Annotated in this window: 14 protein-coding genes; 8 read left to right on the plus strand and 6 right to left on the minus strand. The window is 61.7% G+C overall.

Annotated features, from left to right (window positions below; all coding sequences use genetic code 11):
• Positions 1-31: 31 nt before the first annotated feature.
• From QYH69_RS20680 to QYH69_RS20690, 3 genes are read right to left on the minus strand one after another with little or no spacing between them, the layout of a single operon-like run.
• The gene (locus QYH69_RS20680) at positions 32-970 is read right to left on the minus strand and encodes a GGDEF domain-containing protein (protein WP_075159438.1); all 939 of its coding nucleotides are present in this window, start codon (positions 968-970) and stop codon (positions 32-34) included.
• Positions 967-1,590, minus strand: coding sequence for a chemotaxis protein CheC (locus QYH69_RS20685; protein ID WP_308833668.1), 624 nt, complete (start codon positions 1,588-1,590; stop codon positions 967-969). Before QYH69_RS20685 ends, QYH69_RS20680 begins: the two co-directional genes overlap by 4 nt.
• Positions 1,583-1,951: a response regulator gene (locus QYH69_RS20690; RefSeq protein ID WP_308833669.1), complete on the minus strand. Its 369-nt coding sequence runs from the start codon at positions 1,949-1,951 to the stop codon at positions 1,583-1,585. Before QYH69_RS20690 ends, QYH69_RS20685 begins: the two co-directional genes overlap by 8 nt.
• A 663-nt stretch (positions 1,952-2,614) precedes the next feature.
• Here QYH69_RS20690 and QYH69_RS20695 point away from each other — a divergent pair.
• On the plus strand, positions 2,615-4,885 hold the full coding sequence (locus tag QYH69_RS20695) for an ATP-binding protein (RefSeq protein WP_308833670.1): 2,271 nt from the start codon (positions 2,615-2,617) through the stop codon (positions 4,883-4,885).
• A gap of 205 nt (positions 4,886-5,090) precedes the next feature.
• Positions 5,091-6,557, plus strand: a complete 1,467-nt coding sequence (locus QYH69_RS20700) for a hypothetical protein (RefSeq protein ID WP_308833671.1) — start codon at positions 5,091-5,093, stop codon at positions 6,555-6,557.
• Positions 6,558-6,722: 165 nt separating this feature from the next.
• Here QYH69_RS20700 and QYH69_RS20705 read toward each other — a convergent pair whose 3' ends face one another.
• The gene (locus QYH69_RS20705) at positions 6,723-7,274 is read right to left on the minus strand and encodes an NADPH-dependent FMN reductase (RefSeq protein ID WP_308833672.1); all 552 of its coding nucleotides are present in this window, start codon (positions 7,272-7,274) and stop codon (positions 6,723-6,725) included.
• Positions 7,275-7,627: 353 nt separating this feature from the next.
• Between QYH69_RS20705 and QYH69_RS20710 the strand changes: the two genes are divergently transcribed.
• The 4 genes from QYH69_RS20710 to QYH69_RS20725 all read left to right on the plus strand — a co-directional run bounded on the left by QYH69_RS20710 (position 7,628) and on the right by QYH69_RS20725 (position 10,063).
• Complete coding sequence (locus QYH69_RS20710; protein ID WP_308833673.1) at positions 7,628-7,837, plus strand: hypothetical protein; 210 nt, start codon at positions 7,628-7,630, stop codon at positions 7,835-7,837.
• 193 nt (positions 7,838-8,030) lie between these two features.
• On the plus strand, positions 8,031-8,642 hold the full coding sequence (locus tag QYH69_RS20715) for an RNA polymerase factor sigma-70 (protein ID WP_308833674.1): 612 nt from the start codon (positions 8,031-8,033) through the stop codon (positions 8,640-8,642).
• A complete protein-coding gene (locus QYH69_RS20720; RefSeq protein WP_308833675.1) occupies positions 8,629-8,835 on the plus strand; it encodes a zf-HC2 domain-containing protein in 207 nt (68 codons plus the stop codon). The genes QYH69_RS20715 and QYH69_RS20720 overlap by 14 nt, the downstream gene beginning before the upstream one ends.
• Before the next feature lie 259 nt (positions 8,836-9,094).
• A complete protein-coding gene (locus tag QYH69_RS20725) occupies positions 9,095-10,063 on the plus strand; it encodes a sulfonate ABC transporter substrate-binding protein (RefSeq protein ID WP_308833676.1) in 969 nt (322 codons plus the stop codon).
• Between the two features lie 64 nt (positions 10,064-10,127).
• Here the strand turns inward: QYH69_RS20725 and arsC are convergent, their stop codons facing one another.
• Positions 10,128-10,490 (minus strand): arsenate reductase (glutaredoxin), encoded by a 363-nt coding sequence (gene arsC, locus QYH69_RS20730; RefSeq protein WP_308833677.1) that lies wholly within the window; start codon positions 10,488-10,490, stop codon positions 10,128-10,130.
• Positions 10,491-10,951: 461 nt separating this feature from the next.
• On the opposite strand from arsC, the gene parA reads away from it, so the two are divergent.
• Both parA and QYH69_RS20740 read left to right on the plus strand, forming a co-directional pair.
• Positions 10,952-11,614, plus strand: a complete 663-nt coding sequence (parA, locus tag QYH69_RS20735) for a ParA family partition ATPase (RefSeq protein WP_075159448.1) — start codon at positions 10,952-10,954, stop codon at positions 11,612-11,614.
• A gap of 24 nt (positions 11,615-11,638) precedes the next feature.
• Positions 11,639-12,703: a ParB/RepB/Spo0J family partition protein gene (locus tag QYH69_RS20740; protein ID WP_308833678.1), complete on the plus strand. Its 1,065-nt coding sequence runs from the start codon at positions 11,639-11,641 to the stop codon at positions 12,701-12,703.
• A gap of 132 nt (positions 12,704-12,835) precedes the next feature.
• Here QYH69_RS20740 and QYH69_RS20745 read toward each other — a convergent pair whose 3' ends face one another.
• Positions 12,836-14,182: a replication initiation protein gene (locus QYH69_RS20745; protein ID WP_308833679.1), complete on the minus strand. Its 1,347-nt coding sequence runs from the start codon at positions 14,180-14,182 to the stop codon at positions 12,836-12,838.
• Positions 14,183-15,303 lie beyond the last annotated feature (1,121 nt).

A 15,303-nucleotide genomic window follows, 5' to 3' on the forward strand; every position in this document is an offset into this window, starting at 1 on the left:
TGCGCGCCCGGCCGTGCGATCGGCCGAAACGTCAGATAAAAGCGATCGACCGGTTACGGCCCTGCCGTTTAGCAGTGTAAAGGGCCGCATCGGCTTCGTTGATCAGCGCTTCGTAAGCCGGGACACCGGCTCGCGCCGACGCGCCACCGACGCTCGCCGTGACCGGCACGCTGACGCCGTGCACGTCGACCGGCGTGTCGCCGATCGTATTGCGGATTTTCTCGGCGACGAGCATCGCATCCTCGAGCGGCGTGCACGGCAACAGCAGCGCGAATTCCTCGCCGCCGAACCGCCCGAACGTATCCTGCGCACGCACGACGCCCGCCACGCGCTGCGCCATCTCGCGCAGCACGGAATCGCCGGCCACGTGCCCGAACTGGTCGTTGATCTTCTTGAAGTGATCGAGATCGAACAGCAGGATCGACAGATCGCCGCCATAGCGCTGCCAGCGCGTGTATTCATCACGCAGCCGCACTTCGAAGTAGCGTCGGTTCGCAATGCCGGTCAGCCCGTCGCGGTCCGCGTATTCCTGCAGCTTCGCCACCGCTTCCTCGCGTTCGCGTTGCATGATGCTCACGTGCGTCACATCGGAGACCGTTACACACACGGCTTCGACTTCGCGATCGCGCATCAGCGGCATGAACGTGCAGTCCTGCTGCATATAGTCGACGCCGCCCGTGATCGGCCGGTCGTGGTCGAACTTGAACAGATACGGCCGCTGCTCCCATGAACTGAACGCGAAGCTGCCGAGCTGGAACACGCTTTCGAGCTTGCGCGTGAGCCAGACGCGCGGCAATTCCGGAAAGTTCGCGAAAATCGATTTGCCGACCACCTGTTCGGCCGACAGGCCGCTGTGGTCGTGCATGAAGCGGTTCCACATCAGTACGTTCATTTGCCGGTCGAGCACGAAAATGCCGAATCCGACGCGTTCCACTACCAGGTCGCTCAGCGAGGCCGTCGAGACATTCATAGGCTGGACAACAGTGCATCGAGTGCGTGATTGATATGCAGGATGGAATCTTCGGCCATCAGCATGACGAGATGCGCGCGAAAGCTCTGATCCTCGAGCGAGAAGTTCACTTCGACGAGCAGCGCGACGCTCCATGCGAGGATGTTCGGCTGGAATACGTCGTCGAGGGACATCGTGAGACCGAGCATGCCCGGCGCCGAAAACACCGGCGCGCGGCCGAGCTGCTCGAAGATGCACGAGACGCAGGCCCCGGTCAGCAGGTTCGCGATATCGAAGATCAGCTCTTCCTGACTGGTCGCCTCATAGGCGGATTTCGCGTAGGGGTCGCTGACGAGCGCGCAGAGCTGTTCGACGTTGCCGCTCTTGCAGATCACGAGCGCTTCGCCCTTGATATCCGAGCGGAACCCCTGGCGCACCGCGGCGACGGTCTCGCTGATGCCGGTCATGTCGCGCAGCGCCTGCGCGGCTTCGCGCACGTTGACGACGCGCACCCGCGGCACCGACAGCTCGATGAACGCATCGAGCAGCAGCGCGAGGCGCTTCGCGGCCTGTCCCATCGCGAGATTCGCCACCTCCTGCAACGCGTCGCGCTGGTCTTCGTTGAGAACTGGCTCAGGCATACAACCCGTACTCCTTGAGGATGGGAAGGACCGCCTCGGGGGTCACGGGCTTCGCAATGAACGCGATTGCGCCCAGCGCGCGTACGCGTTCCTGCGCCATCGGCTGGATGTCCGCGGACACGACTATCACGAATGTGTTCAGATCTTCGTGCTGCAGCGCTTCCAGTACCTGATAGCCCGTCATGTCGGGCATCGTCAGGTCGAGAAACATCACCGTGGCTTTGCCGGCGCGGTACAGTGCGAGTGCTTCGCGCCCGTTCGATGCGTAGGCGATCTCGACGTCCCAGTCCGCGGGCAGTGCTTTCGTAAGCACCTTCCGGGCAAGCAGCGAATCGTCGGCGATCACGATGGGCAAGGGCATGGTGGCAGAATCGGTAAACGGAGTTGTCTCGTGCGTATTATCGGCGGCTGTCGGCGGTTCTTTAGTAACCGGCAGGATTTACTGCGTGCAGGCGGAATGCTGCGCCCGCCTCAGGCGCACGCGGTACGAAAAAGGGCAAAGGAGTGCGACGCCGCGCCGCGCTGTGATCGACAGGCACGCAGATAATCGCGTACACGTCGAAGGACGATAATGGCCGGCATTTTTGAACCCCACCCCGTGGCAGACTTTGCGCGGCAACGGGCCTGATGCATGCCGTGCTGCCCCGCTCGCTGAATATCGCGAACTACCCTTCCGTCTCGTCTGACTGGGATGTCGGGGCGCCCTCGCGCAGTTGCGTCCGTACATGGCGGCGCATGCATTATCTGGGGCGCAATTCTCAAAGCAAACTGGGGAAAAGGCAACTCGCCAAATTGCGGTACATCGAACAAAAGTCACTCAAGTGACACGACTTGCGGGGACGTTTTAACCACTAACCAACAAAATGTCGCGGTTTATCCTTTTGTGTACGTTTGCGCTTCCAGATTTGTCACTGATTCGCGGAGAGTTCGGCCTATCTGAGAATTCGAATGGCGGTAACCATCACCGGCCGTATGATGGTGGAAGTCATGCCTGCCCTTTCCGGCTTTTGCCGCGGTGTTCAAGATGACTTCTGATCGGCGCGAATCGGCTGAAGAAAATCGCGACGCCGGCGACCGGTCCGAAGAGACCGTGTTTCCGGCCGTGCCCGAACACAATTTCGCGGTCCGGCGCATGACGTTGATCGCGCTGCTGGTGGCGGCCATCATTCTTCCATGTGTGTTCGTCGCGGTCATGGCGTTCAACGACTTCCGGGCTCGCGAGGCGGAAGCGACCGACGTGACGCTGCGCACCGTGCGCGTTGCCGAAGAGCATGCGCTCAAGGTATTCGACATGAATGAAGCGCTCGATGCGCGCGTCGTCGATCTTGTGCAGGGTCTCGACAACGCCGGCATTCGCGCGCGCGAAGCGCAGATCCACGACAAGCTCGATTCGATCGGCGGCGGTTATCCGCAGGTCGCATCGATGTCGATTTTCAGCAGCGACGGCACGCTGCTCGCGAGCAGCCGCTTCTATCCCGCGCCGCCCTTGTCGATTGCCGGACGCGACGATTTCATCGGCATTCGCAACGGCAGCGTGATCGAGCATGTATCGAAAGTCATGTCCGGCTCCGCGGCGGATGGCGAAGTCGTATTCAATACCGGCGTCGCACGCCGTAACGGCGACGATGCGTTTGCCGGCATCGTCTCGGTCGCGCTGCGTACCGGGTATTTCAGCGACTTCTATCGCGACCTGCTGGGCGGCAGCGGCTCGCCGATGACAATGGGCCTGACGCGCACGGACGGTGCGGTGCTCGCGCACTATCCGCCGAGCCGCAGGGCGGACGCCGAGCCGCAAAAGTCGCCGTTCACCGAAGCGCTTGCCGAGGGCCGCCGCGCGGGTGTCGTGCGCGTGCATTCGATGCTGTACGGCGATACGCAGATCGTCGCGTTCAGGCGCGTCGGTTCCTATCCGGTGTACGTGGCATGCGGCTATCGCACTGCGGCGATCTGGGCTGCGTGGTACCGGCACCTGAGCGTGCTGATCCTTGCGATGTTCGTGCCGTCGGTGGTGCTGTGGTGCGTGATCTGGCTGTCCTTGAGGCGACTCGCCGCCGAAGAGGAAGCATGGGAGCACTGGCAGGCCGAAGCGTCGATGCGCCGCTCGATCGAATCGGCGTACCGGCAGTCGCGCAAGATGGAAGCGCTCGGCAATCTTGTCGGCAGCGTCGCGCACGATTTCAATAATCTGCTGATGATCATCTCGGCGAACGTCCAGATCTTGCGCAAACGGAAAGCGGCCGCATTCGACCGCGAACTGTCGGCCGTCGAGCGTGCGTTGAAAAGCGGCCAGTCGCTCACGCGCCAGTTGCTCGGCGTGGCGCGCAAGCAACCGCTGCGCAACGAAACGCTCGCGATTGAACACTGGCTGCCCGGCTGCCGCGAGCTGTTGCGCGCCTCGCTCGGCGCAAAGGTGTCGCTCGTGATGGACATCGGCATCGGCGTCTGGCCGATTCGCGTCGATGTGGCGGAACTCGAACTTGCATTGATCAACATTGCGGTCAATGCGCGCGATGCGATGCCGAACGGCGGGCGCTTCACCGTGCGCGCGAAGAACATCGCGTTCCGTCACGAGGACGGCTTTCCGCTGACCGGCAACTTCGTCCAGCTCTCGCTCGAAGACACCGGCATCGGCATGCCGGCCGACGTGCTCGCGCGCGCCTTCGAGCCGCTCTTCACGACCAAGCCGAAAGGCATGGGCACGGGCCTCGGCCTGCCGCAGGTGTTTGCCTTCTGCGAACGCTCGGGCGGCCTGGCAGCCATCGACAGCGCAACCGGCGCGGGCACCTCGGTGCGGCTCTATCTGCCGCGTACGACCGGCGAGGCGGTTCAGACGGAAGCGCCGGTCGAGCCGATCGTCGCGGAAAACGACACGCCGCAAGGGCTGCGCATTCTGCTCGTCGAAGACAACGACGAAGTGGCAGCGGGTACCGAAGCGCTGCTGCAGATGATGGGTCATGAGGTCACCTGCGTATTCAATGCGGATACGGCGCTGCGCCTGCTCGACGATGCGCGCGCAAAGCGGGCGAAAAGCGGCGAGCCGTTGCCGTTCGATCTTGTAATCTCGGACATCCATATGCCCGGCAAGCTCAACGGTATCGATCTCGCGGAAGCGATCCAGCACTTCGAAACGAAGCTGCCGGTCGTGCTTGTAACCGGCTATGCGGAAGAACTCGAGCGCGCCCGGCATGTCGACGCGCACGTGTTGCCGAAGCCATTCGATATCGCGCTGCTCGATCAGTTTCTGCAGACGCTGCAGCACGATCTGCCGTCGTCGAATACGCATCCGACCCATTAAGCGCGGGCTGCTGGCGTTACCGGACCGTTTGTAAAAAGGGCGCTGTGTGCACGCGGCGGAAACGGTTTGCTCGCGCTTTGCGCGGGCTTTGCGCCGCAGGAAATCCCGGCACGATCGTTGCGGACCTTCCCGTTAACGCCGGCTGGCGAACGACGGCTGTAAGCTGTCGCGCCGCCGGCCTGAGCAAATCATCCGGGAGGCAGCCATGCGACAAACGGTTATCGGCCTGTTCAACACCTACGCGGAAGCAGACGGTGCGCGCAACGCACTCGTGCAATCGGGCTTCGCTTATAACGAGGTCGAGTTACGGGCGAACCCCGAAACAGCGTCCGATGCGATCGCCGACGAATCGCCGGGCGTGCTCGCCAATATCGAGCGCTTTTTTACGAGCCTTTTTTCGACGTCCGGTTCGAGTCTCAACGAGCCGATAGCCGAACGCTACACGGATGCCGTGCGGCGTGGGGCGGTGCTCGTCGCCGTCGATGCGGCTTCCGACGCGCACACGGAACTGGCGCACAACCTGTTGATGCGCCTTGGCGCGCACGACGTCAGCGAGCGCGCGCGTATCGATCAGCCGCCGCGCGATACCGATGAGGCCGCACAAGCGCGGCGCGAACATTCGATGCTCGACGAGCTCGGTCTCGGCACACCGGCGGCGACACCTACCGCTGCGCAGCCGCCGAACGACGCATTGCGGGCGATGGAAGAAGAGCGTCGCTACGAGCGTGTCGATGCGCCACCGCACGATACGCCGCTCGATGACGAAGCCGCGCGGACCGCGATCGCGGCCGGCGGCGTGCCCGGATCGGGCGCGGTGCTGCGGCCCGATCTGGCCGACACCGGGCGCCGCGAACTCGACGAAGCGGCGATGCGTGAAGCGCGACTGCGCGAGCAGGTGCGCGATGTGCCGGCCGCGCCGCTTGCGCCAACGCCGGAACCGCAGTTTGCGCCGCCGCGTGACGAGTTTTCGCGAACCTCTGGCGCGGCTTCGTCGAGCGTGGGCGACGAGTCCGCGTATCCGGCGAGAACCGTGCGCGGCGCCGCGCAATATCAGTCCGATCCCGCCGACATCAGCCGGGCGACGCCTCTGCCTGGTGACGGCTTGTGGCAGCGCCAGGCGGCGGCATCCGGCAGCGAGCCAGTTGATATGACCCCTCGCGCGCCAGAACCCGGCAGCACTCCAAAGGTTCGCGGCGACGCACAAACCGGCGCCGGGTCCGATCTCCCATCGGCGACGGCCGGCTTGGGCGGCAGGGCCGGCATGATGAACGAACAGGACGCGCGCGAGCAGTTGCGCGGCGACGACTATTCGCCGCCGACAGTGGCGACCGGGTCCGCCGCAAACCAGCAGGCAGTCCGCCGCGCCGGCGATGGCGACCTCGGTGCGCCGATTCCCGACGAGTTTCTCGAGTACGAAGAGGATTTCCGCCTGCACTACGACGAGCAATTCGGCACACGCGAAGGCGCGCGTTATGACGAATACGTGCCGGCTTACCGGTACGGCGCGACGATGGGACGCGACGCGCGCTATCAGGATCGACCGTGGGACGACGACGTCGAACTCGAAGCGCGTCACGACTGGGAACGCGCGGCGCCCGAGGGAAGCTGGGATCGCTTCAAGGCAGCGGTGCGGCATGGATGGGAGCGCGTGACCGGTCACCATCATCATTGACGACAGGTGAGCGCCACGCTGATCGGCAGAACAGCGGCGCCATGCATTCGGCGCCGCGTCCAGCGAAACCGGGTCGACGCGCAGATCGACGTGCGACTGGATGCACGGCTCGACACGCAGGCGGACGTCGGACGTGCGGCGCTGCAGCGATCAGATGTGGTGCTTCTAGACCTGGTGCTTCTTTACCCACGCAACGAAGGTGTCGACGAAGTTCTGCAGAAATTCGCGCGTGCCGTCGTTGATGATGGTGCCGTTCGCATCGATACGCGACGGATCGTGCTTCACGAAGATTTCGGGTTGGCCCATCGTCGGTACGTCGAGATATGCGAGCACGTTGCGCAAATGCTGTTGCGCGAGCGCGCTGCCCATCGCACCCGGCGACGTTCCGCACACCGCGCCTGGCTTACCGCCCCACGAGCTGTGACCCCATGGCCGCGAGCCCCAGTCGAGCGCGTTTTTCAGCACACCGGGAATCGAACGGTTGTATTCGGGTGTCACGAACAGCAACCCGTCGGCGGACTCGATCTGCCGTTTGAACTGGCGCGCCGGCTCGGGGAAATCCGCGTCGTACTCCTGGTTGTACAGCGGCAGGTTGCCGATCTCGACAAATTCAAACCTGAATTCGGCCGGCGCAAGCGAAATCAGCGCATGGGCGAGTTGCCGGTTGAAAGATTCGCGGCGAAGGCTGCCTACGATGACTGCAATCTGGTAAGCCATAGTGTCGTTCCCATAGAGTTACGTCAGTTAAAGGTACGGCTTTGTAATCATAGCGGCATTCGCGAATGCGCTTCGGGTCTGTGGACAAGTCCGAGACCACGTCTGTTATCCACAGATTTCGGGGAAAACCTTGTGGATAAATCGACTCTTCTCCTTGTGACTCAAGCTTGCGATCGGCTAGCGGGTGTGCGGCAAAAACTACCTGCAACGATGCATTCCAATTACAGCGCGCTGCGATCCTGTTACGCGACGCCTGCTCGGGCCTTTGGAGCGGCCGCACGTCTCGCGCAACGCAAACTTCGCGTAGCGAGCTCAGCGGTCACAGGTGCAGTTTCTTACGGAGGGATGACAGCATGACACGCGTTACTTCAGGTAAATCGCACGACGAAGCAATGGCCGCTCGCAAAGGGCACCGTCAAAAGGCGCAGGAACAACCGGGCGGCGAGATGGCCGTCGAGAACACGCAGGCCGATGCGGAACACAGCTGCGGCGAGTTGTCCGAAGAAGGCAAAAAGGTCTGGCGAACCGGCAGCGGAATCGATGGCGGCGGGAAGAGTTCCTGACGCCGCGTTGTAGCCGAATTTAAATCCATCCAGGCGGCAAGTGAGGGAAAATGTGCGCCGAGTCCGCTAAGGCGCCTTTTCTCCCGCTGATGAATACGAACTGTCCTTACAAGCCGCGCCGGCCACGGCGCTTCATCCTCTACGCAGAGTCACGTTCTCGCTGTTCGTCTTGCAGCGACGCGCGGGGGCGCGCATGAGGACCCTGATCGCTGAGCAGGCGTTCGACGATCCCGCCTATCTCGACCGGCTTCGCCGCGACCTGATGCGTTTTGCGCGGCTTCAGTTGCGCGATGCGGCAGCCGCCGAAGACGCAGTGCAGGAAGCCTTGGCTGCGGCGTGGACGCAGGCAGACCGGTTTGCCGGTCAATCCGAACACAAAACTTGGGTGTTCGGCATTCTGCGTCACAAACTCGTGGACATCCTGCGTGCGCGGCAGCGCACGATCAATCTGTCGGCGCTCGACGACGAACTCGACGGCGAAGCCTTGCTCGATCGCGAACTGTTCAAGGAGAACGGGCACTGGTCGCGCGAAGCGCAGCCTCGCTCGTGGCCAACCCCCGAACGGGCGCTGCGTCAGCAACAGTTCTGGACGCTGTTCGAGACGTGCCTCGATCACTTGCCCGAACAGATCGGCCGCGTGTTCATGATGCGCGAATTCCTCGACCTCGAAACCAATCAGATTTGCAGTGAGCTGCAATTGTCGGCGAACCATTGCAGCGTGCTCATCTACCGTGCGCGCTTACGGCTGCGCGCATGCTTGACCGAAAAGGGCTTTTCCAGCGGGGACGTCGATGGGGAAGTGTAAAGACATCACGCGGCTGCTTTCCGACGCGCTCGAGCGCAACCTCGACCTGCGCGAACGGCTGGCCGTCGGCGCGCATCTGCCGACCTGCAGCGGGTGCCGCAACTTCCGCAGACACATCGGACTGTTGCGTGCGGCCTCGCGAGCGATGAGCGGAATCGACGACGTCGATGATGCCGGCCCGCGCGAGCAATAGACGGACGCGGTGCGTGCATCCGATGTGAGCGCAACTTGTGGCGCTACTCCGGTTCCTTGACACGCATGCCTGTCTGACGCGATTGACGGGTTCGGCATGTTTGACACGCATGACGCTTTTCACAGCAGCGATGCGCGTTAGTCCAGCGTGATTTGCTTATGTGAATTTATCGGTTCGCGCTCGCCGGCGAGCGACTTATCGTTGAACGCAACCGGTCCATGTTGCGTCCGTCTTTCGCCAGGTCGACCCGAGCCCAATCATGATTCGTCATCCTTCCCTGACGCGCCGCGCGTTTCTCGCCGGAACCGGCGCCGTGATGGCCGCAGCGGCCCTGCCCTCCATCGCCGCTACACGCGCCACCTCCGTCCGCATCGGCTACCAGAAGGCGGCCAGCACGCTCGTCCTGCTCAAAGCGCACGGCACGCTCGAGAAGCGTTTTGCTCCGCTTGGCATCTCGGTCAAATGGACTGAATTCCCGGCGGGACCCCAGTTGCTCGAAGGCCTCAATGTCGGTTCGATCGACTTCGGTTATGTCGGCGAGGCGCCGCCAGTCATCGCGCAGGCTGCCGGCGCGAACTTCGTCTACACCGCTTATGAAATGCCGACGCCGCACGCGGAAGGCATCCTCGTACATCGCGACGCGCCGATAAAATCGGTCGCCGATCTGAAGGGCAAAAAGGTCGCGTTCAACAAAGGCTCGGACGTACATTGGTTCCTCGTCGCCGCGCTGCAGAAGGCCGGTGTGCAGTACGCGGATATCCAGCCGGCGTTTCTGCCGCCCGCCGATGCGCGCGCCGCATTCGAGCGCGGCGCCGTCGACGCGTGGGCGATCTGGGACCCATTCCTCGAAGCCGCGAAGCGGCAAACCAATGCGCGCTTGCTGACCGACGGCGAAGGCATCGTCAGTCATCACCAGTTCTTTCTGAGCGCGCGTCCGTTCGCACAGGAACACGCCGACGTCATTGCGGCAGTGGTCGACGAAGCCGGCAAAGAAGGCGAATGGGTACGCGGCCACATTGCCGAGGCGGCCGCCCAGCTCGCACCGATCCAGGGACTCGACGCGAGCGTTATCGAGAGCGGCCTTCGACACTACGCGCACGTGTATCGTCCGATCGACGCATCCGTGCTCGCGGAGCAGCAACGCATTGCCGACGCATTTGCGCAGCTTCGCATCATTCCTCAGCAGATCGCGACGAAAGACGCGGTGTTGCAGGTAGCGAAAGGCTGAACTGTCTGACGTCGGTATTTGCTGGAAACCTGCCCCAGGTCGATTCTTCTACGCGCTATTCGATTTATTCGTCGAATAGCGTTTTGACGTTTTCGGGCGGCCGGCCGATCACGGCTTTGCCGTTGCGCACGATGATCGGGCGTTGAAGCAGGATCGGGTGTTTGACGAGCGCTTCATAAAGTTGATTGTCGTCGATATCGTCAGCGCCCAAGTTCAGGTCTTTGTACTCGGGCTCGGTACTGCGGACCATGTCGCGTACCGGGCAACCAAGCATCCGGTTCAGTTCCTTCAACTGCGCGACCGTCAATGGCTCTCGCAGGTACTCGACGATCTTGATCGGCTCGTTTGCTGTGTTGAACGACGTATCGATGAGTTCGCATGCGCCTCGCGATTTCGAGCAACGGGGATTGTGATAGATCGTGATCATCGTGTTGGGCTCCATGGTTGCGATGGGCTGTGTTGGATAGCAGGCCGAAGCGCGGTCCCGGAATTTTAGCGGGCTTGCGAAACGCCAGCGAAGAGCGCCACGCTGGCCAATTCCGAACGGGCTTGGGTTTGCTCCGAGGGCGGCGGCCCTTGTGACGACGTGCTGATCATCGTTCGTTGCGCTCCATTGAAAGGCTGCGCGTCAGGCGGTGTAGCCGACACGTGCTTTATGCGCATAAAGCCGCGCTCTTTGCGTGCTCATCCTCGCCCTTTGAGCGAAACGCTCTGGCCGCTGAAGCCGCTTTGCGCTCGACATCAATCTCTTCAAGCGAAGGCGCATGGGCTTTATGCGCATAAACCCAGGCCGAATGGCCAATTTGTCGCACTGTCACGACAAAATGCATTGAAACGAAAATACATCAAGGTAGAATTCAGCAGCGTCCAAATACGGGGAGGTGAAGCTTGGCAGCTGAAATCATCGCAGTCACACAACAAAAGGGCGGTGTCGGAAAGAGCACGATCGCGATGCATCTCGGCGCCGCTTTCCATGAAAAGGGGAAGCGGGTTCTCGTCGTCGACGCGGATGGACAGAACACCCTGGTTCACTGGGCCAGCGCGTCTTCGGATGGAGAAGCCGGCATTCCGTTTCCTGTCGTCAATCTCTCGGAAGCCGGTGGCCAGATCCACCGCGAGATCAAGAAGTTCGTTGGTGACTACGATGTCATCGTCGTCGACTGTCCGCCGTCGATCACCGAGAAAGTCTCCGGCGTCGTATTGCTGGCCGCGACGGTCGCCGTCATTCCCACATCGTCTTCGCCTGCCGACTATTGGTCGAGTGTTGGACTCGTCAAACTGATCCAGCAAGCGCAGGTTATGAACGAAGACCTGCGAGCGGTCTTCCTGCTAAACAAGACGGAAGAGAAACGCATGCTGACGCGCGAACTCAAGCGCGCGTTGGAAGAGCTCGGTTTTCCGCTACTCAAAACCCAGATTCCTACCCGTGAGGCGTACAAGCAGGCCATGGCCCTCGGCCAGACGGTGCTGCAGATGAACGATCGTGGCGCCAGACTCGCGAGCGTGGAGATCCGCGCCGTTGCCGAAGAGATTGGTGCCCTGCTTCCCTGAATTTATGCGCATAAAGGTCCCTGAATGAAACCCTCCCAATTCGCCAAAGGCTTTCAAGCGCGCCCGGATACAACCAGCAGTGAAAAGCGCACGGCACTCGATCGCCTCAATGCGATCGACGGCCTTGTGCAGAGTCCCACCCGCAAAACGGATGACGTCGTCGGCCGTTCGAGTCAATCGATATCTCAGCCTGCATCGAATGCAGTCGAATCAACGGAATCGATCCACGAGTCGCCGCAGTATCGAGCGTGGCGCGCCGAACATGGTTATCGCCCGGGACAAGTCATCGAACTGACGCTTAAAGTGATCAAGGCAAGCCCGTTCAACCCGCGGCACTTCTATCTGAAGTCGTCGATCGCAGAGCTTGCCGTCAATCTCGCGAAGCAAGGCCAGCAGCAGGCCATCCACGTCATTCCAGACTACGACAATCCCGGTACCTACTTCGTTAGCGACGGTGGTCGCCGTGTGCGCGCGCTAAAGGAAGCCAATAAGGAAACCGTGAAAGCAATCGTCATCGATCTGCCAATCGGTATCCAAAGCTACAAACTCGGTTACGACCTCAACGTCCAGCGCGATTCACAGACCGTGTTCGACAACGCAGTCGTCTGGAAGCGATTTCTCGACGACAAGCACTTCCAAAGTCAAAAGGAATTGGCCGAGCATCTGGGACTCGATGAATCGACGGTCGCTGTCGCCTTGTCGATCGCAAAGTTGCCCGAAGTCGTGATGCAGGAAATGGTCGCAAGACCGGATCGGTTCGGCTCGAATATGGGTTATCAGGTTGGCCGCTATCACTCGGCGCGCGGCACGGACGCGACACTGCGCCTCATCAACAAGATTCTGGCCGACGACCTCAGCACTCGCCAGGTCGCCGATATCGTGAAGGGCAGGGCGAGCGCGCAGGAAAGCGCCAAGCCTGCAGGACGTCAGCGCTACGCGCAGCGGCTCGAGATCAAGTTCGACGGTGTGTCGGTTGGCGATCTGAAGTCTTACGGGGACGATCGCATTGAACTGCGTCTACGAGGGCTGTCGCGCGAAAAACGTGACGACATCCTTCGACAGATCGAGCGAATGCTGCAGAAAAAATAAAGCTTCGAAAACATCGTGGGCGCGTTGAGGTGAGGCTTCGTGCCGATCTCACACCACAGGCCGCGCGCGTGCGTTGCCTGCGCAACGCACGCTAACCGCATGCAGCCGATCGGGCCAGTCGGATAAGCAGCTTCAGGCTGCGCGCGATTGGCTCAACGTGAAGGCGAGCAGATCGCCATCGGTCGGCTCGCCCCAGGTCTTCCGTGCGAGCCAATCGAAGAACGCAGTCTCGGCGAGCTTCGAGTCGAGGCCACGGCGGCGCCAGTCGTCGCGCATATGGGTGCCAAGCTCGGGCAGTTCGTCTTCTTCGAACGACTGGCGCGCGACCTGCTGCTCCGAGTCGCCCTGTTCCTCATAGAGCGCCTGCGCTTCCTTGCGCCGATACGCTGCATATTCGCTGAGCAACCGGGCCTTCAGATCGTCCGCGGGGACCGCGCCGGACGCCTTGCCGCCACTGGCCGGCAAGGCTTCGACCGGCGGCGCATAGCCCTTCTTCAACGCGTCCTTGAAAAGCGCCGGCGCGCTGCGCACCGGCGGCAGCGTCGTGCTGCGCATCCGCTGCTCGGTCATCTGCAGCGCCGCGCGAATCCGGTTTTCTTCGCTGTCGGCGTAGAGCGTCTGCGCTTCCTTGAGCGGGATGCCGATCTTCACCATCCGGTCGACGAGCGTGCTGTCGAATACGTTTGGATGCTCGTCGAGCGCCAGCATCGGCTGCTTGCGTTCCGTCACGCGGAACTGGATCTCGGCAACACGCCGGCCTTCGCGGTGCTCGATGAGCTCGACGAAGATGTTGGTAACGGCGTTGACCTCGGCGATGGCCGGCCGCAGGTAGTCGCGCTTGAAGTACTTGTATTCGCGCTTCGCCTCGTCACCGGCCTCGGTGTCCGGCGTGCCCGACAGAATGGGCCGCCACCATTCCCACGACTCGCGCATCGTCAGATGGCTCGGATTGGTCAGATAGCGCACGCAGATCTCGTAAAGCGCGAGGCCCGCGCTGCTGCGCAGCTGGCTCTGGAACTGCAGGCTCAAACGCGCGTACTGTACCGGGTCGAGCAGCTTCTTCTTGATCTTCGGTGCAAACGAGAATTCGACCCACACGCGCCGCGTGGCCGGATCTTCGAGAATTTCGGCATCGGCAATCAGCGTCGAGATGCCCCATTTGCGGCCGGGCTTCTGGCTCGACGTACCGGTGCTCCATTCGACCTGAACCGACACCATCCGGCGCAGATGTTCCTTGACTAGCGCGGTGTCGTTGGAATCGAATGCGGAGTTGGCAACGATATCGGACAGGAGCGCGCGATATGTGTCGCCGGATTCGTCCGCCTGCTGCGCGACGGCCAGCAGCACGTTGAACAGCTTGCGGGTCAGGAGGGTGATCTTGCCGCTTTTCGGCTGAATCGCGATGGCCTCGACTGCCTTGCGCAGTTCAGCGGAACTGGGGCTCACCACATCGGTTTTCTTCGCGCGCTTCGTGGCCATGCGTCGGGTCGGGAAGGATTTTGCGCAAGGATACCGACTGGGGTGATGCGCGTCTATAGGGTGTGCCTCACCATTTCCTGGTGAAGCCGGTTTACGAGCCGCGACTCACCTCGCCGCATTCCCGAAAACACTCACCTTCCGGAATTCCGGGCCGTTCCGGTATTCGTTGCTTGTCGCGGCATCCGTAAAAGTCGCTCGCGACGAGCCCGTCGATTGCCGCGTGCTTGATCTCCCGTATCGGCTCACCGCAACGAGCGTCGTAATTATGCGACGCAAAATCCCGATGCAAAGGCACGGGCCTGCGAATGTCGAGCGGCCTTTCGGGTCGCTTCGCATGTGCCGGAACGCCAGGCAGTCGCCCGTCAGGAGGATATCTGTTCACGGACGGGAATCTCGCGCACCATTTCACTGCGCGCGTCGCGGCACCCGGACGTGCCCGCCGCACTGCCACTCCCGAAAACTCTCACCTCAAGCACCTTGAGAGCCGCAGAAATCGGACCTTCACGATTTGCAGCCGGCGCCGGCACTGCGCCGGGGTCCCGAAAATCCTCACCTCGACGCGCTTCGAAGGCAGCTTCCGCGATATCTGCCAAGCTTCAGCACGATCTCCCGTAAACCCTCACCTATCACTGCTCTGCGGAAAATCCCCAATCGATTCTGGTACTTACGATGTACATATAAAGCGGATCATGACCGGCAAACCGCTCCCGAAATTCCTCACCTTTAGCGCACGCAGACGTGGTCGAGTAAATCGACCACATCTTCGGGCGCCACCCGAAAACGCTCACCTCTGGATCGCGGACTGAGGCAAACACGCTCGCCGCGATCGCCTTCTGCTGTACCTTTGCGGTGAACAACCGCTGATTGGATCCCGAATTTACTCACCTTAAGTGCATTTAGCGTCTCCAACGCATCCCGCAAAACCTCACCTTTGACCGACACATGACATTTCCGGCCCATCGACCGACGACGGCTTGCGCTCCCGGATTCCCTCACCTTTGACGGGCTCGTCATCTCCCATTGCCAGTTCCAGACGAAAACGCCGCCCGAGCCTCCCGAAAATACTCACCTTTGGAGGGCACAGATGCCGAAAACCGCCTGGGAAAGCGCTCGACACCCCG

Source organism: Paraburkholderia sp. SARCC-3016 (genome assembly GCF_031119615.1).
Lineage (GTDB): Bacteria > Pseudomonadota > Gammaproteobacteria > Burkholderiales > Burkholderiaceae > Paraburkholderia.

Bases quoted from the DNA above. Each gene is read 5' to 3' on its own strand.
- QYH69_RS20680 (WP_075159438.1), bottom strand. From the start codon at position 970: ATGAATGTCTCGACGGCCTCGCTGAGCGACCTGGTAGTGGAACGCGTC.
- QYH69_RS20685 (WP_308833668.1), bottom strand. From the start codon at position 1,590: ATGCCTGAGCCAGTTCTCAACGAAGACCAGCGCGACGCGTTGCAGGAG.
- QYH69_RS20690 (WP_308833669.1), bottom strand. From the start codon at position 1,951: ATGCCCTTGCCCATCGTGATCGCCGACGATTCGCTGCTTGCCCGGAAG.
- QYH69_RS20695 (WP_308833670.1), top strand. From the start codon at position 2,615: ATGACTTCTGATCGGCGCGAATCGGCTGAAGAAAATCGCGACGCCGGC.
- QYH69_RS20700 (WP_308833671.1), top strand. From the start codon at position 5,091: ATGCGACAAACGGTTATCGGCCTGTTCAACACCTACGCGGAAGCAGAC.
- QYH69_RS20705 (WP_308833672.1), bottom strand. From the start codon at position 7,274: ATGGCTTACCAGATTGCAGTCATCGTAGGCAGCCTTCGCCGCGAATCT.
- QYH69_RS20710 (WP_308833673.1), top strand. From the start codon at position 7,628: ATGACACGCGTTACTTCAGGTAAATCGCACGACGAAGCAATGGCCGCT.
- QYH69_RS20715 (WP_308833674.1), top strand. From the start codon at position 8,031: ATGAGGACCCTGATCGCTGAGCAGGCGTTCGACGATCCCGCCTATCTC.
- QYH69_RS20720 (WP_308833675.1), top strand. From the start codon at position 8,629: ATGGGGAAGTGTAAAGACATCACGCGGCTGCTTTCCGACGCGCTCGAG.
- QYH69_RS20725 (WP_308833676.1), top strand. From the start codon at position 9,095: ATGATTCGTCATCCTTCCCTGACGCGCCGCGCGTTTCTCGCCGGAACC.
- arsC (WP_308833677.1), bottom strand. From the start codon at position 10,490: ATGATCACGATCTATCACAATCCCCGTTGCTCGAAATCGCGAGGCGCA.
- QYH69_RS20740 (WP_308833678.1), top strand. From the start codon at position 11,639: ATGAAACCCTCCCAATTCGCCAAAGGCTTTCAAGCGCGCCCGGATACA.
- QYH69_RS20745 (WP_308833679.1), bottom strand. From the start codon at position 14,182: ATGGCCACGAAGCGCGCGAAGAAAACCGATGTGGTGAGCCCCAGTTCC.